This is a genomic window from Pseudoduganella violacea (genome assembly GCF_014191875.1).
Classification (GTDB): Bacteria; Pseudomonadota; Gammaproteobacteria; order Burkholderiales; family Burkholderiaceae_D; genus Rugamonas; species Rugamonas violacea_A.
Window position 1 is genome coordinate 38435 of sequence record NZ_JACHXD010000004.1, and the last position, 18266, is coordinate 56700.

The 18266-nt window shown below is 63.1% G+C and carries 11 protein-coding genes and 1 pseudogene; 8 read left to right on the forward strand and 4 right to left on the reverse strand.

Annotated elements, in window-relative coordinates; genetic code table 11:
* The first annotated feature begins 4 nt into the window (after positions 1-4).
* Complete coding sequence (locus FHS03_RS08590; RefSeq protein ID WP_183440601.1) at positions 5-1144, forward strand: ABC transporter ATP-binding protein; 1140 nt, start codon at positions 5-7, stop codon at positions 1142-1144.
* 9 nt (positions 1145-1153) lie between these two features.
* Here the strand turns inward: FHS03_RS08590 and FHS03_RS08595 are convergent, their stop codons facing one another.
* From FHS03_RS08595 to FHS03_RS08605, 3 genes and pseudogenes are all read right to left on the reverse strand, one after another.
* Positions 1154-1969: a retron system putative HNH endonuclease gene (locus FHS03_RS08595; protein WP_183440602.1), complete on the reverse strand. Its 816-nt coding sequence runs from the start codon at positions 1967-1969 to the stop codon at positions 1154-1156.
* Positions 1966-3309 carry an AAA family ATPase gene (locus tag FHS03_RS08600; protein WP_183440603.1) on the reverse strand — a complete coding sequence of 448 codons (1344 nt, stop codon included), beginning with the start codon at positions 3307-3309 and terminating at the stop codon, positions 1966-1968. Before FHS03_RS08600 ends, FHS03_RS08595 begins: the two co-directional genes overlap by 4 nt.
* An 81-nt stretch (positions 3310-3390) precedes the next feature.
* Positions 3391-6687: pseudogene (locus tag FHS03_RS08605) on the reverse strand (DEAD/DEAH box helicase).
* A gap of 355 nt (positions 6688-7042) precedes the next feature.
* Between FHS03_RS08605 and FHS03_RS08610 the strand changes: the two are divergent.
* The 7 genes from FHS03_RS08610 (at position 7043) to FHS03_RS08640 (ending at position 16972) form a co-directional block, all read left to right on the forward strand.
* Entirely contained in the window at positions 7043-8326 is a 1284-nt protein-coding gene (locus FHS03_RS08610) for a dicarboxylate/amino acid:cation symporter (protein WP_183440604.1), read from the forward strand.
* Positions 8327-8359: 33 nt separating this feature from the next.
* Positions 8360-9346 (forward strand): porin, encoded by a 987-nt coding sequence (locus tag FHS03_RS08615; RefSeq protein ID WP_183440605.1) that lies wholly within the window; start codon positions 8360-8362, stop codon positions 9344-9346.
* Between the two features lie 37 nt (positions 9347-9383).
* On the forward strand, positions 9384-11285 hold the full coding sequence (locus FHS03_RS08620) for a sensor histidine kinase (protein ID WP_183440606.1): 1902 nt from the start codon (positions 9384-9386) through the stop codon (positions 11283-11285).
* On the forward strand, positions 11285-12625 hold the full coding sequence (locus tag FHS03_RS08625) for a sigma-54-dependent transcriptional regulator (RefSeq protein ID WP_183440607.1): 1341 nt from the start codon (positions 11285-11287) through the stop codon (positions 12623-12625). The genes FHS03_RS08620 and FHS03_RS08625 overlap by 1 nt, the downstream gene beginning before the upstream one ends.
* 273 nt (positions 12626-12898) lie before the next feature.
* The gene (locus tag FHS03_RS28530) at positions 12899-14515 is read left to right on the forward strand and encodes a methyl-accepting chemotaxis protein (protein ID WP_221208086.1); all 1617 of its coding nucleotides are present in this window, start codon (positions 12899-12901) and stop codon (positions 14513-14515) included.
* Between the two features lie 101 nt (positions 14516-14616).
* Complete coding sequence (locus FHS03_RS08635) at positions 14617-16335, forward strand: S41 family peptidase (protein WP_183440608.1); 1719 nt, start codon at positions 14617-14619, stop codon at positions 16333-16335.
* A 61-nt stretch (positions 16336-16396) separates the two neighbouring features.
* Positions 16397-16972, forward strand: a complete 576-nt coding sequence (locus FHS03_RS08640) for a hypothetical protein (RefSeq protein ID WP_183440609.1) — start codon at positions 16397-16399, stop codon at positions 16970-16972.
* Positions 16973-17062: 90 nt separating this feature from the next.
* Here FHS03_RS08640 and FHS03_RS08645 read toward each other — a convergent pair whose 3' ends face one another.
* Complete coding sequence (locus FHS03_RS08645) at positions 17063-18202, reverse strand: hypothetical protein (protein ID WP_183440610.1); 1140 nt, start codon at positions 18200-18202, stop codon at positions 17063-17065.
* Positions 18203-18266: the final 64 nt, after the last annotated feature.

The window sequence follows — 18266 nt, forward strand, 5'->3', positions numbered from 1 at the left end:
TGACATGGCAAGCTTATCGATCCGTAATGTGCGCAAGACCTATCCGAACGGCGCGGAAATCCTGAAGGGCATCGACCTCGATATCGAGGACGGCCAGTTCCTGATCCTGGTGGGCGGCTCCGGCTGCGGCAAGTCAACCCTGCTGAACATGATCGCGGGGCTGGAGAATATCTCGCAGGGCGAGATCCGCATCGGCGAACGCGTGGTGAACGGCATTCCGCCCAAGGAGCGCGACATCGCCATGGTGTTCCAGTCATATGCGCTCTACCCCACGATGACGGTGCGCGAGAATATCTGCTTCGGCCTGGGCATCCGCAAGGTGCCGAAGGCCGAGCAGGCGCAGATCGTGGGACGCGTGGCCGAGACCCTGCAGATCAGCCATCTGCTCGACCGCAAGCCGGCCATGCTGTCGGGCGGCCAGCGCCAGCGCGTGGCCATGGGCCGCGCCATCGCGCGCGATCCTGCCCTGTTCCTGTTCGACGAACCGCTGTCGAACCTGGACGCCAAGCTGCGCGTGGAAGTGCGCGCCGAGATCAAGCTGCTGCACCAGCGCCTGGGCGCGACCATCGTCTACGTGACGCACGACCAGATCGAAGCCATGACCCTGGGCGACCGCATCGCCGTCATGCGCGACGGCGTGGTGCAGCAATTCGGCAGCCCGCAGCAGATTTACGACCAGCCGGACAATCTCTACGTGGCCGGTTTCATCGGCTCGCCCTCGATGAATTTCCTGCGCGGACAATTGGTCAGCCACGGCGCTGGCGCCGCCTTCGCCCTGGAGCACGAGGGCGCGACCACCCTGCTGCCGCTGCCGGCCGGCCATCCAGCCGCAGTCCATTTCCAGCAGTGGCTGGGGCGTGAGCTGATCCTCGGCATCCGCCCCGAGCACCTGACCGACGCGCTAAGCGCGCGCCGCGCCGAAGCGAGCGGGGATTACCACCCGGCCGAAGTCTCCTGCGCCATCGAGATGACCGAGCCGACCGGCCCCGACACCCTGGCCTTCGCCTGGTTCAACGGCGTGCGCGCCACCTGCCGCACCCATCCCCGCGCCGGGGCTGAGGCGGGACAGCGCCTAAACCTGGCTTTCGACCTGTCCAAGGCCGTGCTCTTCGATCCGGCATCCGAACGGCGCATCGGCAATTGAACCGCTAATTCAGCCTTGATAGCCAACGCCAGCCAAATAGCTGTCAGCGGCGGTACCCAAGCATAAGCGAATAGTGGTGAAAAAAGCAGGCCATTTCTGGCGCAAGTAGTGCTGCGCCAGATTGGCCATGCCATCGGTAGGTGAAAAGCCTGCCAGGCGTTGTTTCTTTTTGTTGTGCTCAATATCGCGCACGATGCGCAATCTGGCCTGGCATAGGCGCTCGCAATTCAAGTTAAGCATATCGATTGTGTGCTGTACCAGCGATAGCACATCCGCGTGCCGGTTGCCTGTGATAGGCAAACTGGCCGCGCAATTTGCGGCATCTGGCGCTAGATTACCATTCCATTTCTCGATCAGGAACAGACTCGGAGAAGCAGGTAAGGCTGCTGGGTGAAGAATCCAACCATCGCACACCAACTGCAGCTTGCCGCGTTGGATCATTCTATCCTTGTGCGCATCGCAACTGAGGTTTTCCTCAATTGGCGCCAGCGCATGCGGCGCCTCAGCATAGCGATATGAACCTCCGGCACAAACAGCGAGTAGGTTTTGCCAGTCCAGCGCCCAATTATGCGCAGCCGATATATCTGACTTAGGGTGAAAATGTTCAACACGGCATTGTTTCAAAGGATCATGCGCGCTGATATCGACCTCGCAGTAGGCACAAATCCCTCCCTGATCGAGAAGAACTTGAGCGCGCACATTCTCATACGCGGCCATTCCCCCGAAATATGGGTCGTTTCTCATTGCCTCCCATGTCCCACCCGGCACCGCCTGCCGATACGTCATCAGAGTACTGGGTTCGCTGCTGCTGGCAATACGCTTCAAGCGCTCAACTCCCATTTCCGGTTCTCGATACGCAGGTCGGCCTCCAGTAGTTCCGGCTCATTTCCCTGGTAGCGCTTATCAAGTCTCTGGCGCAACTCCAGAGCCCTTGGACTTTGCCATCGATCCTGATCCACCAAAGCCAGATACTCCAGCAGTTCGTGCGTCGCCTCATTACCCGGAGGCCGGGTTTGCTTCAATCCCAACACCGTTTTCAAAACGCGCCCAGGTTCCGCGCCCTCGGTTCCTGCCGGTGCGGCGTATGCCGCGCCCTCCCGCAAAATGCGGATACATTCCGACGGCACTGCCGTAAGCACCTGCGGACTATGTGTCGTAACAATGAATTGCGTTTCAGGAAAACTACGCATCAAGTCATCGAGTACCCGTTGCTGCCACGAGGGATGCAAATGCAAATCAATTTCATCGACCAGCATGATGCCCGGAGCCCGCATCGCGGGCGCAAGCTGCCCAGTCTGCTCGGCATTCGGCAAATGTCCGTTGGCAATGGCAAGGCGGCGGGAGAAATCCATGGCCAGCGCCAGCATGCTCTGATAACCCTGGCTCAGTTGGCTTACCAGCAGCGGTGCACCACCTTTCTCCCGCTCCAGCACGAATTTATGGTCTTTGTTAAAGTAGGGATTATGGAATGCGCCTCCCAGTAGTCCCACAATCGAGGCGCGTACCGCAGCCAAGGCACGCGATTCCTGAAATGCCGAGCTAGCAATTCCCTTGTTAGCTCGTAGTTCTGCCGCCTCTTCCACATCAAACCAGTCCAGCATTTCTCTGAAATCACTGCGGGCGTCCAATGCGCCGATCAATGCCGACGCAGGATGGTCATAAGCTTGCTTGGCCCCGCGCAACCGCTCCGGAACCTTGATATAGCCGCGTTGTGCGCCATAATAAGCCAGCACCGGCGTCAATTCCGGAGCGGAAGAACGATAGCTGTCAATCACGCGCTGCAAGCGATGCTTGAGATCGGCCTGTCCAAACTTCTCAGGCGGCTCCTTGCCAGCGGCTGAAGGCTTCCAATAGTCCCATTTCAGGCCATCGTCCGCCTCGGCTATCACCTGGCTAAAATCTGCAACGCCCCAACGTTCCCGGCCCGTACGGTCGGTCCAGGGTTCGGCCCGAAAATCGCTATCCTTGATCCCCGGCCCTGAGAGCCGTTGATTGGCCGAGGACAGCTGCGACAGAACCGGCGTAAGCACTGCGGCAATCCCGTCCAATATCGCCGTCTTCCCTGCGCCATTCTCACCAACGAACACGGTCAGACGCGGATGCAGATTGACTTCCAAATGTTGAAAACAACGATAGTTGTTCAATGTGACCTGCTTCAAACGCATATACGACACTCCTGCTCATTAATTCCCGGTAAGGAAGTAGCTTAACCGAATAATTCCAATACGTCCCGACGGTGAAGCGGCTCACAGCGGCGCCAATATGGCCTGCAGGTCTTCCTGCGTGATATGCAGTGCCTGCAGCGCGCCTTCAGCCAGGAGGGCGGCGGCCAGTTGCGCTTTCCTTCCCTGCAGCTCCTGGATTTTTTCTTCCACCGTGCCTTTGGCGATCAGCTTGTACACAAACACCGGCTTGTCCTGGCCAATGCGCCAGGCGCGGTCGCTGGCCTGGTCTTCCACGGCGGGATTCCACCAGGGGTCATAGTGGATGACCGTGTCGGCGGCCGTCAGATTCAGGCCCACGCCGCCGGCCTTCAAGCTGATCAGGAAGACCGGCACAGCGCCCTACTGGAAGCGGGCAACCTGGGTGCTACGGTCCTTGGTCTCGCCGGTCAGCAGGGCGTAGGCGATCCCGCGCTGCGTCAATTCGGCTTCGATCAGCTCCAGCATGCTGGTAAATTGCGAAAACACCAGGATGCGCCGCCCCTCTGCCAGCAATTCCTCCAGCATGCCGGTCAGCTCGTTCAGCTTGGCCGAGGGCGCGCTGCTCTTGCGCCGTCCCGCCATGGCCACCAGGCGCGGATCGCAACACACCTGGCGCAGCTTGAGCAAGGCTTCCAGGATCACGATCTGGCTGCGCGCGATGCCTTTCTTGTCGATTTCGGCGCGCACCTTGCGGTCCATGGCCAGACGCACCGTTTCATACAGATCGCGCTGCGCCCCGCCCAGCTCCACGTCGCGCCGCATCTCGGTCTTGGGCGGCAATTCGGTGGCGACGGCGTCCTTGGTCCGGCGCAGCAGGAAGGGCTTGACGCGGCGCTGCAGGAAGGCGTTGCGTCCCTGGTCGCCCTGTTTTTCGATCGGCTTGCGAAAGGCAGTATTGAATTGTTTCTCCTCGCCCAGCAATCCAGGCAGCAGGAAGTGGAATTGCGCCCACAATTCGCCCAAGTGGTTTTGCAGCGGCGTTCCCGTCAAGCATAGCCGATGCCGGGCCTGCAGCAGGACGGCGGTCTGCGCCGCCTTGCTGCGGCTATTCTTGATGTACTGCGACTCGTCCAGGATCAGCAGATGGAAGCACTGCTGGCGCAACACCTCCTCGTCACGCGGCAACAGGGCGTAGGAGGTCAGCACCAAGTCGTGCTGGCCTATATCGGCGAAACGTTGGCTACGCTCGCTGCCATGCAGCACCAGCACACGCAAGCCCGGCGCAAAACGGGCCGCTTCGGCCTGCCAGTTGCCCAGCAGGCTGGTGGGCGCCACCACCAAGGCCGGCGCATCCAGCCGGCCCGCCTCCTTTTCAAGCAGGATGTGGGCCAGCGTCTGGATGGTCTTGCCTAGCCCCATATCATCGGCCAGGATGCCGGCCAAGCCATAGGCGCGCAGGAACTGCATCCAGGCCAGGCCTTCGCTCTGATAGGGGCGCAAGCCCGCTTGCAGGCCGGCTGGCGGCGCCACCGCGTCCATGCCATTGAAGGCGGCCAGACGGCGCCCCATCTCGCGCAAGCGTTCGCCGCCTAGCCAGCGCGGCTGCACGCCCGCCTCCAGCTCGGCCAGCCTGGCCGCATCAAGGCTGGACAGGCGCAAGGAGGGGCCGATACGCTCCATGAAATACAGTTCGCCCAGCGTGAGCAGGATGGGTTTGACGCGGGCCCAGGGCAAAGCCACTGCCTTGCCGTCTGTCAGGTGCAGCAACAGGGCCGCCTCGTCGGCATGGGCGGCCAATGCCGACGGGTCGAAATCCTGCGGCGCCTGGCGGATCGCCGCCAGCAGCAACGGCAGCAGGGCGACGCGCCGCCCTTGCACCATGATGCCCAATTCCAGCTCGAACCAGGACGAATTGCTCTCCTCCAGATCGGCGTACCATTCCTCGACCGGCTGTACGTCATAGCGATAGCCGGCCTCCATTTCCACCAGCCAGCCCAGCGCACGCAGCGCCGGCAACTCCTGCTGGTGCAGGTGCAGCCAGGCGTCCTGCGTATCCAGCTGGAGGGCATGCGGCACACCCTGCATCTGCGCTGCGCGGTGCGCGCCGAAACCCAGGCCCGCCAGCAACTGGGCGGCGGCCTCTTCGGCGGCGCGATGCCGTTCGATGCTCTCGATGGCCTTGCCGGCCACGCGTTGCAAGGCCTGGCTCGCATCGCCGCTGGCGCGCAGGCCATCGTAGTCGAAAACCAAGGCGGCAAAATCGGCGCCGCTGCCTGTGCCGGGCGCCCAACTCCCTAGCCGCAGGATCGGACGGGGCAGGATATCGCGGCGCACGCGCTGTTGCGCGGCCGGCGGCGGCGGCAGCACATGCGCCAGTCCGCGCGCCATCGATGCAGACAGGAAGGCGGCGGCCTCCGACTCAGACAAGGGCGGCGCTTGCACCACCAGCTCGCGCAAGGCCTGCATCGGCAAGGACTGCAAGGCGGCTGGCAAGCCCACTTCCCCGATCTGGCCGTCCTGCACGTAGAGCGGTGGCGTCGTCGGTAGCCAGTCCCTTAACGGTGCGCCATCGGCAAACTGCCAATCCAAGCGAACCGTTCCCGCCGATTCCGGCCGCTGGGTCCAGGCCAGCACGCCTGGCCGCAGCGGGCCACAGCCGAGTAATTGCATGGCGCCGGTTTTCAAATCGCTGCGCGCGGCGGTTTGGAACAGGCGCTGCTCCCGCGCCAGTTCCAACAGCACTTGCGCCCCCAGGCGGCCTGTCGGCTCGGCGACCGCCGCGCCATATTCGCTCCCCCGGCGCAGAGCGCAAAACAAGTTGAGAAAGTAGGTATCGTCTACCTGCACATAGGCAGGCGGGTAATGCAGCAGCGAATACATCTCGCTCAAGCGACTGGCCGCCCCGATGCTGCCATCGGCGCGCAGGCGCGCTTTGCACAGGCACAGCTCAGCGCGGCCCGATGCTTCGTTCGTCAGCAGGACGTAAATCAGCCGATAGGCGGTCTTGCCCGGCGCCGGACCGGGCGCTGGCGCGGCGCCGGCCACCTGGCCCACACGCTGCAGCCAGAATTCCATAATTGGCGAGAGTCCGTTCACGCCCGGCCCGGCGGCGTCAAGCTCAGTTGCATGACGCAATAGAACGGCCACCACATGCTTGCAGTTGTATTCCATCGGGCAGCTGCACCTGCCATCAAAACCAAGACCTTGCTGCCCCAAAGTCAATTTGACCGTTTGCCGGTATAGCTGATTGCCGCTGCCGCTCACGACGCCCGCCAGAACGCCGTCGCGCAGCGCCACCTCGCGTATCTTTCCTCGTTGCAGGTAATCACGGCCACGGGCATAGGTGACGCCATCGAAATTGCGGATGACATCGGAAACTGTGAACACAACTGTACTCATAAATTTGAAGGGTGAGGTTTTTTGCTTGAACCACCATTATCGCCGCTGACCGCAGGAATACAGCATTTACTAAAGCCGCGACCTTTACCCATTGAAATTCCTGCCGCACGATTACCGCAGGGAAATAAGCCGCCGCGCCGCCGTCCGGAAACTTGGACGCCGCCCCGCAAGCCATTCCAACATCTCATAACGAAGATGCCGCAAGGCAATGCAATTAAAGGAGTAAATTCTTTGTAAACAAGTAGTTACGTCCAATTTCCAATTTCCCTCCGAGCAGGCACAACACTTGCTATTTAGGACTCACTTTGCGGCAGCCCGCCGCGATTCGGACCTATATAAAACCGGAGACCTGGAGATGACAAAAAAACGCCCCCTCACCCTATACATCCTGATTGCGATGCTGCTCGGCATTGCCGTCGGCTATGCCTGCCATACGGTCTTCCCCGACAAGAAGATCGCCAGCGATATTTCCGCCCACATCTCCCTCGTGACCGATGTGTTCCTGCGCCTGATTAAGATGATCATCGCGCTGCTGGTGTTCTCCACCCTGGCTTCCGGCATCGCCAACCTGGCTGACGGCAAGGCTGCCGGCCGCATCGGCGCCAAGGCTTTCGGCTGGTTCATCATCGCCTCCCTGGTCTCGCTGGCCCTGGGCATGTTCCTGTCGAACCTGATGCAGCTGGGCACCAACCTGGGCCTGCCGCTGCCGGCCGTCGACGCGACCACCGGCCTGAAAACCTCGGCCTTCACGCTGAAGGACTTCATCACCCACGTGGTGCCGAAGTCGCCGATCGAGGCCATGGCCAATAACGAGATCCTGCAAGTGCTGGTGTTCTCCATCTTCTTCGGCTCCGCGCTGGCGGCGCTGGGCGAGTCCGGCCGCCGCCTGAGCGGCATGATTGACGAGCTGGCGCAAGTCATGCTGCACATCACCGGCGCCATCATGAAACTGGCCCCGCTGGCCGTGTTCGCCGCCATGGCGTCCGTCGTGACCACCAATGGCCTGGGCATCCTGGCCACCTTCGCCAAATTCATGGGCGGCTTCTATCTGGGCCTGTTCTGCCTGTGGGCGCTGCTGATCGCCGCCGGCTTCGTCATCATCGGCCCGCGCGTGTTCAAGCTGCTCGGCCTGATCCGCGAGCCTTTCCTGCTGGCCTTCTCCACCGCTTCCTCCGAAGCGGCCTATCCGAAGCTGCTGATCTCCCTCGACAAATTCGGCGTGCAGCGCCGCATCTCCAGCTTCGTGCTGCCGATGGGCTATTCCTTCAACCTGGACGGCTCGATGATGTACTGCACCTTCGCCGTGCTGTTCATCGCCCAGGCCTACGGCATCGAACTGTCGATGGGCACCCAGATCACCATGCTGCTGCTGCTGATGCTGACTTCGAAGGGCATGGCCGGCGTGCCGCGCGCCTCGCTGGTGGTGATTGCCGCCACCCTCAACCAATTCCACATTCCCGAAGCGGGCTTGCTGCTGCTGATGGGCGTGGACCAGTTCCTCGACATGGGGCGTTCCGCCACCAATGCCGTGGGCAATGCGATCGCCACCGCAGTCGTGGCGAAATGGGAAGGCGCCCTCGGCGACGCCCCAGAACAGGACGAACACGCGCAGGACGCTTCCTACGTGCGTGCCGCTTAAAACATACCTACAACAATACATAAGGAGAATTCAATGAAGAAGTTTGCCCTGACCCTGCTCGCCCTCAGCTGCTCCGCCGCTTACGCCGAATCGAATATCACCGTCTACGGCGTGGCCGATGTCGGCTTCTCGCGCGAGACCGGCGGCCCGACCGGCAGCAAAAGCATCATCAGCTCCGGCGTCGGTTCCGGCTCCCGCCTCGGCTTCAAAGGCAAGGAAGACCTGGGTGGCGGCATGGCTGCCATCTTCACCGTCGAAAGCGGCATCAATATGGACAACGGCACGTCCGGCCAGGGTGGCCTGACCTTCGGCCGCCAGTCCTGGGTCGGCCTGACCGGCAAGTTCGGCACCCTGACCATGGGCCGCCAGTACTCGCCTTACTACAAGGTGATCCGCGATATCGCCGATCCGTTCGGCGACGGCTTCGCTGGCGCCGCCGGCAATATCATGGTGGGCAATTTCCGCATGAGTAATTCGGTGAGCTACCAGGCGCCGCAAACCGGTCCCTTCTCCGGCGAATTCGCCTACGGCTTCGGCGAAGTGGCGGGCGACAGCAAGAAGAACCGCGTCATGAGCGGCATGGTGAACTACGCCAACGGTCCGGTGAACGTGGCGCTGGCGCACAACCGCCGCGAAGACGAAACCGGCAAGGACTTCGCGCGCAACACCATCCTGGGCGCCAGCTACAAGGTCGGCCAGTTCACCCTGCACGGCGCGCAAGCGGCCAACCGCGCCATCGGCGGCGCCAACAGCCGCGACACCCTGCTGGGCGTGGCTTTCGACCAGGGTCCACACCGCGTGGCCGTGTCGGCCATCCTGCACAATGACCGCAGCAACGTGAACCAGGACGCCAAGCAGTACGCCGTCGGCTATGCCTACGCGTTCTCGCCGCGCACCGACGTGTACACCTCCTACGGCCATGTCAATAATCGCAATGGTGCCGCTTTCACCATCGGCAACGCCACCGAAAGCGGCAGCGGCAACGCGGCCTTCAATCTGGGCTTGCGCCACGTGTTCTGAGGCGGCATAGTTGCAGTAAAAGCCTAGGAGCCCAGCCATGCCCGATACCGCTGCGGAGCAGTCCCGCGGCGCGCCTGCCATTGCGCGCGCGCGCTGGTCCGCTGCGCGGGTCGCGGGCTGGCTGCTGGCCATTGCGGCCGGCGTCGGGACGGCCTGGCTGGCTTACTGGTGGACCGAAAGAGTCAGCATCGAGCGGCTGCGCGTCAACGGCGCGCAGCGGCTCGATGTCTACGCCAAGAGCCTGGACAATCTGCTCGACAAATACGAGTTCCTGCCACGCCTGCTGGAACTCAACAAGGACGTGATCGCGCTGCTGCAAGACCCGGACAATCCGGCGCTGCGGCGCAGCGTCAACGAATACCTGGAGCGCGTCAACCGGCAAGCCGGTTCGCGCACCATCTACATCGTCAATCTGCAAGGCGTGACGCAGGCGACCAGCAACTGGCGCAGCAGCGACAGCTTCATCGGCGATAACGTTTCCTTCCGCCCCTATGTGCAGGACGCCCTGCGCGGCGCGCCCGGCGGCTTCTATGGCGTGGGCACCACCCGCCTGGAGCCGGGCTACTTCTTCGCCCATGGCATCTACCTGAACGGCCGCATGCTGGGCGTGGCAACGGTCAAGGTGAACATCGAATCGCAGCAGCGCGACTGGGCGCAAGGCAGCGACCAGGTCATGCTGACGGACGCCAATGGCGTGGTCTTCCTCACCTCCGTGCCGGCCTGGAAATACAAGACGCTGGCACCGCTGGCCGGCGCCGTGCGCGAGCATCTGCAGACAACCCGGCAATACCATTCCTATCCGCTGGAGCCGCTCGACTTCGCGCACGAGAGCATGCGCGACGACGGCACCCGCATCGTGGCCATCCGCCGCCCCGGCGATCCGGTACGCTTCCCCGGCCCGGCGCGCATGCTGGCGCAAACGCGCTCGCTGGCGCCACGCAATTGGCAATTCATTTATCTTTCCGACCTGGGCCAGGCGCGCGCCAACGCGCAGGCGGCGGCGGTGTTCAGCTGCGTGGCTTTCGGCTTCCTGCTGATGCTCTTCCTGTATGTGCGCCAGCGCCAGCGCAGCGTGGCCCAGCGCCTGCAGGCCAAGGCTGACCTGCAGAACGCCTACAACAACCTGGAAGCGATGGTGGCCGAGCGCACCTCCAGCCTGAACCTGATCACCAAGAGCCTGAGCGAGGAAATCGAGGTGCGGCGCAAAGCCGAGCAGTTGCTGCACCTGACGCAGAATGAGCTGTTCCAGGCCGGTAAAATGGCGGTGCTGGGCCAGATGTCGGCCAGCATCACGCATGAATTGAACCAGCCGCTGACGGCGCTGCGCACCATGTCGGACAATGCCGTGATCCTGTTCGAGCGCGGCCGCATGGACGAGGTGAAGGCCAATCTGCAGCGCATCTCGCAGATCGTGGCGCGCATGGGCGGCATCACCGGCAAGCTGAAGATCTTTGCGCGCAAGTCGAATACGGGCTTGAGCGCGGTCTCGGTGCATACGGCGGTGCAAAACGCGCTGGTGCTGATCGAGCGCCGGCTGGAGCTGGACAAGGTGGAGTTCCGCCTGCATATCAGCAACGAGGATGTGTACGCGCTGTGCGACAGCAACCGGCTGGAGCAGGTGCTGCTCAACCTCTTGACCAATGCGCTCGACTCCATGGCCGGCAGCGCGCGCCGGCGCCTGACGCTCGATGTGTACAGCGACAAGGAGCGCGTGGTGATACGGGTGGCCGACACCGGCCCCGGTCTGACGGACGAGGCGCGCGCGCGCCTGTTCGAACCCTTTTACACCACCAAGCCCCAGGGACAGGGGCTGGGACTGGGCCTGGCGATTTCCGAACAGATCGTGCGGGAATTCGGCGGCCTGCTGAAGGCGGACGAGGTGGAAGAAGGCGCGCGCTTCGTGATCGAACTAAAAACAGCACAGCAGGAGACAGCGTGATGAAGGGCATACAAATCATCTTGGTCGAAGACGACCCCACCGTTCTGGAAGGCAGCGCGCAGGCGCTGGACCTGGCCGGCTTCGAGGTGCGCAGCTTCGACCGCGCCGAGCCGGCCGCCGAACTGCTGATAGCCGATTATCCCGCCGTGCTGGTGACGGACGTGCGCCTGCCCGGCATGAGCGGCCTGGAGTTGCTGTCGACCGTGAAGGCGGCCGATCCCGGCCTGCCCGTGATCCTGGTGACGGGCCACGGCGACATCGCCATGGCGGTGCAAGCGATGCAGGATGGCGCTTACGACTTCATCGAAAAACCCTACTCGTCCGAACAACTGGCCGAGGTGGTGCGCCGCGCCGCCGAAACGCGCGCCCTGCAGCTGGAAGTGCACACGTTGCGCCGCAAGCTGGAACACAGCGAAGGCATCGACGCCACGCTGCTGGGCAATTCGCCCGCCATGCAAGCGCTGCGCCGCGTGATATTGGAGGTGGCGGGCCAGCCCGCCGATGTGCTGATCTACGGCGAAACCGGCACCGGCAAGGAGATGGTGGCGCGCTGCCTGCATCAGTTCAGCGAACGCGGCAAGCACAACTTCGTCGCCATCAACTGCGGCGCGGTGCCCGAGCATATCTTCGAGAGCGAATTGTTCGGCCACGAGGCGGGCGCCTTCACCAGCGCGGCCAAGCGCCAGGTGGGCAAGATCGAACACGCCGAGCGCGGTTCCCTCTTCCTCGACGAGATCGAAAGCCTGCCACTGCCCTTGCAGGTGAAGATGCTGCGCGTGCTGCAGGAGCGCTATATCGAGAGGCTGGGATCGAACCAGCCGGTGCCCGTCAATGTGCGCGTGATCGCGGCGGCCAAGGGCGACCTCAAAGAGATGTCGGACCAGGGCCGCTTCCGCAGCGACCTGTATTACCGCCTCAACCTGATCGTGCTGAATTTGCCGCCGCTGCGCGAACGGCGCGAGGACATCCCGCTGCTGTTCGAACACTTCGTGCTCGATGCGGCCGGGCGCTACCAGCGCGCCGCGCCGATGGTGTCGGCCGCGCAGATGCAGGCGCTGATGGCGCACGGCTGGCCCGGCAATGTGCGCGAGCTGCGCAATGTGGCCGACCGCTTCGTGCTGGGACTGACGGGCGGCGACGGCCCGCTGACGGCCAGCGCCGGCGCCGAAGCGCTGCCGCTGGCCGAGCAGGTGAACGCGTTCGAGCGCGCGCTGATCGAGCTGGAACTGCGCCGCAGCAAAGGCAATGTGGCCGAGGCCTGCGCCGCGCTCGGCCTGCCCAAGCAAACCCTGTATCACAAGCTGCAGAAATATAAGCTGGTGGCGGAAGACTTCCGCTGATACTGTTGGTCTGTGTTTTTTTGCCGCTTTGCAACAACCGAAAGTCCGAAAAATCTGGCCAAGTAATTGCCAGATGGAAACTTTCATGATAGACTGTCGGTCTTCGCTACATAAATGTACTTTTCAATTCACATCAGCAAAAGTACGCGCGCGGCCTTTCCTACTACCCCACTGAAGCGCAGCGAAGACCGCAGCGATGCGAGCACCTTTTTCCGCATCGCCCTCTGAACTGCGCTCCCTCCGCTGGAGCCGCCACACAATCGAACGGAATCAATGATGTTGAATAAACTATCCATACGCACACGCCTTATTGCCACTCTCGCTTTCCTGGGACTGCTGATCCTGTCCATCGGTGGCCTCGGCATGTACGGCATGAAGTCGATCAACCTGGCGCTGAACGATGTGTACTCGAACCAGCTGGTGTCGAGCATCGCCATCGGCAATGCCAAGAATTCGCTGAACCGCGCCCGCTTCACGCTGGACCGCGTGGTCTTCCATCCCGATGCGCCCGATACCGCGAATCTGATCAAACGCTCGGAAGAATATATCGCCGAAGCCGACAAGAGCTGGCAGCGCTACCTGGCCCTGCCCCAGGCAGCCGAAGAGAAGGCGCTCTCCAGCGACCTGGATGAAAAGCGCAAGCAGTACGTCAACGAAGGCTTGCTGGCACTGGGCAAGGCTCTGTCGCAAGGCAATGCCGAACTGGTCGACGAACTGGCCTCGAAAAAGATGACCATTCTCTACCGCGGCTTCAACGCCAGCTCGGAAAAACTCGACGAGTTCCAGCTCAAGGCGGCCGAAGAGAACTATAAGCACAGCCAGAAGCTGTACGAAACCCTGGTCCAGATTTCCCTGGGCGGCATCATCTTCGGCGCGATCCTGATGGTAATCTCGGGCATCACCCTGATGAAGGCCATCATGCATCCGCTGCGCCAGCTGCTGGGCCACTTCGACCAGATGGCCGCCGGCAATCTGGCCGACCGCATCGAAATCAAGCGCCAGGACGAAATGGGCCTGCTGCTGACCGGCCTGGCCAAGATGCAGCAGCAGCTGTCGGGCACCGTGCGCAGCGTGCGTGAAGGCAGCAGCGCCATCGCCCAGGCCAGCACCGAAATCGCCGACGGCAATATGGACCTGTCGAGCCGCACCGAACAGCAGGCATCGAGCCTGGAAGAAACCGCGTCCTCGCTGGAAGAACTGACGTCCACCGTGCGCCAGAACGCCGACAACGCGCGCCAGGCCAACCAGCTGGCCGTCTCGGCTTCCGACGTCGCCGTGAAAGGCGGCCAGATCGTGTCGCAAGTGGTGGAAACCATGGGCGCCATCAACGAATCGTCCAAGCGCATCGTGGACATCATCTCGGTCATCGACGGCATCGCCTTCCAGACCAATATCCTGGCGCTGAACGCCGCCGTGGAAGCGGCGCGCGCCGGTGAACAGGGCCGCGGCTTCGCCGTGGTGGCTTCCGAGGTGCGTAACCTGGCGCAGCGTTCGGCCGCCGCCGCCAAGGAAATCAAGGAGCTGATCTCGGCCTCGGTGGACAATGTGGACGCGGGCGCCGCCCTGGTCGACAAGGCCGGTTCCACGATGGACGAAATCGTCTCCAGCGTCAGCCGCGTGACTGACATCATGGCCGAGATCATGGCTGCCGGCGAAGAGCAAAGCTCGGGCATCGAGCAAATCAACCAGGCCGTGGCGCAGATGGACGAAGTGACCCAGCAAAATGCCGCCCTGGTGGAAGAAGCCGCCGCCGCCGCCGGCGCCATGCAGGACCAGGCCGCCGCGCTGGAAGAAGTGGTCAGCGTGTTCAAGGTCGATGGTGCCAGCGCCGGCAGCGGCGCGCAAGCACGCGGCCGCGCCGCCGGCACCGCGCTGGCCCTGCGCCGCTGATATACCTACCGCTAGAAGCTTTCCTCGCTTGTGACAAAGCGAGGATTTCATCTTACTTGCATCGTGTAAGCTGCGCCTTTTTCCGGCCCGCTTACACGACCATGTCCCTGCACCCCGCCAATCTGGCGCTGCGTCTCAGCATCACCCTCTGCCTTGCCCTGCCCGCCCTCGCCGCGGACCAGAGCCAGTTCCCGATCACCAGCAGCGCGCAATTGAGCGAGATGCGCAGCGCCAGCGCTCACCTGCGCGGCCCGAACGCCAGCACCGCCGATCTGCAGGAATCCGCGCGCCAGCTCGACACGGGCCTGGCCTGGCTGGACGCCAATCGCGAGCGCATGAACGGCGCGCCCGCCCTGCTCAACGAGCGCATCAACCTGCAACTGGCGCGCGCCGGCGTGCTGGCGCGTCTGGGCCGTAAGGATGAAGCCCTGGCCGCGTTGGAAGAGACGCAGACCCTGCTCTGGCTGCCGCAGTTGCGCCGCGCCCTGCGCGAGAATCCGGACTTCGCCAGCCTGCGCGACGAACCGCGCTTCCAGGCCGTGTTGGCGACGTCCCGTGCGCCGGAGCGCGCCATGCAGACCAAGGCGCTGACCACGATCTACAAGGACGAGCTGTCCATCGAAGAGCGCGTGGCCGGACTGTCCCTGTTCTGGGCCGAGGCGCGCCACGGCTTCGCCCATTTCGACAATGTGCCGGCGCTGAACTGGGACCAGGTGTATATGGACTATCTGCGCAAGGTCATCGCCGCGCGCGACACCCGCGAGTACTACCGCGTGATGATGCAGCTGGCGCCTCTGCTGCGCGATGGCCACACCAATATCTATCCGCCGCGCGAACTGACGGCCGAATTCTTCTCCACCCCGCCGCTGGACACCGCGCTGGCCGAGGGCAAGGTCCATGTGCGCGCGGTACTCAGCGCCAGCCTGGCCGAGCGCGTGCGGGTGGGCGATGAAATCGTCAGCATCGACGGCATGCCGGTGAAACAGTATGCCGAGGAGAAGGTCGCGCCCTTCGCCAGCTATTCCACGCCGCAGGACCGCGACGCGCGCCTGTACACCCACCAGTTGCTGGCCGGCGCGGCGGACCAGCCGGTAGGCCTTGGTCTGCGCGGCAAGGATGGCGTACTGCGCGAGGAAAGTGTGGCGCGCTCGGGCTGGAGCGACTGGAAAGCGCCGGCACCGTTCAGCTTCCGCATGTTGGCGGGCGATGTGGCTTATGTCGAGCTAAGGACCTTCGAAAATGAAGAGGTCGTGGAAGCCTTCCTCAACGCGCTGCCGAAAATCATCCAGGCCAAGGCTCTGATCTTGGACCTGCGCTACAACGGCGGCGGCAATGGCGGCTACGGCTTGCGCATTCTGAGCCATCTCAGCTCACAACCGATTCCGCTGGCCGCCAGCTACGCGCGCATCGACAGCGCCGTGGAGCGCACCCACCACGGCAACTACTTCCACTGGCTGCCCATCGGCAGCGGCGCGCCTTACCACCGGCCGCAGAAGTACCCGTTCACCGGGCCCGTGGCCGTGCTGACCGGGCCGCAGACCTATTCCGCCGCCGAGGATATGGTGCTGTCCTTCCGCGCCATGCGGCGCGGCGTCACCGTCGGCACGGCCACCGGCGGCAGCACCGGACAGGCGCTGAACTTCGCGCTGCCGGGCGGCGGCCGGGCGCGCATCTGCGTCAAACGCGACCTGCTGCCCGATGGCGGCAAGTTCGTCGGCCTGGGCATTGCGCCCCAGGTGGAAGTGCGCAGCACGCTGGAGGATGTGCGCGCCGGCCGCGATCCCGTGCTCGAACGTGCCTTGCAAATTGTGAGTCAATAAATCTCCATGCCAGACTTTTGGTGTAAAGTTCGCACTTATGCAAATTAATAAAGGCCATAACATGAAGTATTTGCAACCCATCCTTCTGCTTGCCCTGCCGTTGGCCGGCTGCGCCGTTTCGGGAGACACCGAGTGCCTGCAAGCACCGCAATTCGTCGAGCCGCAATCGGCCCAGTCGCCCAAGCTGGTCTTCAATGTGGACCTGCAGCGCGAACCGGGGCGTCCCTGCATCTCCTATGTGCCTGAGCGCAGCAATACCACGCTGCTGATGTCGCGCCGCCTGTTGCAGCATCTGGTGCAGAACGGCGAGCAGGACGCGCTCAACGAGCGTATGGGCTTGCGCGGCAATCTGCTGGAGCGCCGCGCCTTGGGCATCCTGAATTCCGCCTCGACCCAGCTCGATCACCATGGCTGCGAACGTATCAATGGCGGCATCCCGGCCGACTCCAACTACCTGCTGGCATCGATGCTGGCTTCGGGCCAGGTGGCCGCCGTGTACAACCAGACCGGCGAAAAAGTGTCGAAGCTCACGGTGCGCTATGAAGCGCTGGCCGGCGCGCCGGGCCAGGTGGAATACGCCCTGCCGAAAGGCTACGAACAGTCGCATGTGCTGAGCATGCCGACCTGGGTGCGCTAAGAGCGGCCTCCCAAACCAAGCAGCAAGGAGCGCAGCAAGGGCCGTCCGGCACGGCCCAGCCAACGTGGCCCTGCCAACGTGGCCCGGCCCTTACTGCGCTTTCCCGACCGCGCTCTTGGCGCTCACCTTCAGCGCTTTCAATTGCTGCCGCAGCGCTTCGCGGCGCGCCTCCGGCTTGCCGTTTTTAGTCAGCATCAGGCGCAGGCTGATCCACGTTCCATCGCGCACGTAGTAAGCCACCATCGACGAACTGTTCGCACTGCGCTGGTCGAATAAGAGGGTTTTCCAGCCGCCGATATTTTCGATGCTCACCTCGCTCGGTTCCGGTTCGCCGCGCGCCCTGATATCGGCTTCAATATTGTCCCAAGCCCGGCCCACGCCATGGGAACCGTAAGCATTCTCAAAATTGCCGACCATGAGCAGGGCGCCATTCTGCGCGCTCAGGTAAAAGCCGCGCGCGGCGTCACCGGACTGTCTTTCGCGCACAGTCCAGTCCTGGCGCGGAACCGCAAGCGTGAGCGCGCTGGCGGGAATGCTCAGGTGGAGCATGCCGTCCACCGTGGCGACGCTGAGCTGTTCGGGCGCGGCCGGTACCGCCGTCCGCTTGCCGCCTTTATGTTCCAAACCTATGCGGTCCAGCGCTGCAATGCTGGAAACCTGGCCGAACATCAGGTCATCCGGATCGTCGTTGCGCACCCAACCCAGTTGCGCCTCGCCGATGGCGCGCTTACACATCTTGTAGACGCGGGTGGCCGCCGTCACGTCCAGCATCAATAGGCCTTCCTGGTAGTTGAGCAAGCGGGCCATCGATACCACCGACATATTCGTATCCGAGGCGCGCGAGGAAAAATAATAGAGGGAATTCCGCGAGCGCGTATTCAGGTCGCGCGTGGTCAGCACCACGAAAAATGTTTGCGCGGTGACGCCGGACAGGGTCTTCGCCAGCGGCATCACCTTCTCGACAAAATCCTCGGCCGCGTACTGGCCGCTATTCGGCAGCGGCGCCATGCCATCGAGCGGCAAGGCCGCCGAAGCCCTGACGGTCAAGCCGGTATCGCGCCCCAGCATGGCGGCCATATTCCCCGCCAGCAGCAGGGGGAAATTTTCAGTGGGGATGAGGTAGACCGCGACCGGCTCGGGCGCCGCGGGCGCGGCGCTGGCCGGCGCCTGGGCGCGGGCCAGGTTCAAGGACAGCAGACAGACGAGCAGCAGCAGGACGCGGCGCAGCATAAAACTTCCCCGGAAGAGTGACTGAGAGTGCACCTATGCTGGCATGGAGTCATTGTATTTTCAA

Excerpts from the sequence above, each read along its gene's own strand:
- FHS03_RS08590 (WP_183440601.1), top strand. The coding sequence starts at position 5 with ATGGCAAGCTTATCGATCCGTAATGTGCGCAAGACCTATCCGAACGGC.
- FHS03_RS08600 (WP_183440603.1), bottom strand. The coding sequence starts at position 3,309 with ATGCGTTTGAAGCAGGTCACATTGAACAACTATCGTTGTTTTCAACAT.
- FHS03_RS08610 (WP_183440604.1), top strand. The coding sequence starts at position 7,043 with ATGACAAAAAAACGCCCCCTCACCCTATACATCCTGATTGCGATGCTG.
- FHS03_RS08615 (WP_183440605.1), top strand. The coding sequence starts at position 8,360 with ATGAAGAAGTTTGCCCTGACCCTGCTCGCCCTCAGCTGCTCCGCCGCT.
- FHS03_RS08620 (WP_183440606.1), top strand. The coding sequence starts at position 9,384 with ATGCCCGATACCGCTGCGGAGCAGTCCCGCGGCGCGCCTGCCATTGCG.
- FHS03_RS08625 (WP_183440607.1), top strand. The coding sequence starts at position 11,285 with ATGAAGGGCATACAAATCATCTTGGTCGAAGACGACCCCACCGTTCTG.
- FHS03_RS28530 (WP_221208086.1), top strand. The coding sequence starts at position 12,899 with ATGATGTTGAATAAACTATCCATACGCACACGCCTTATTGCCACTCTC.
- FHS03_RS08635 (WP_183440608.1), top strand. The coding sequence starts at position 14,617 with ATGTCCCTGCACCCCGCCAATCTGGCGCTGCGTCTCAGCATCACCCTC.
- FHS03_RS08640 (WP_183440609.1), top strand. The coding sequence starts at position 16,397 with ATGAAGTATTTGCAACCCATCCTTCTGCTTGCCCTGCCGTTGGCCGGC.
- FHS03_RS08645 (WP_183440610.1), bottom strand. The coding sequence starts at position 18,202 with ATGCTGCGCCGCGTCCTGCTGCTGCTCGTCTGTCTGCTGTCCTTGAAC.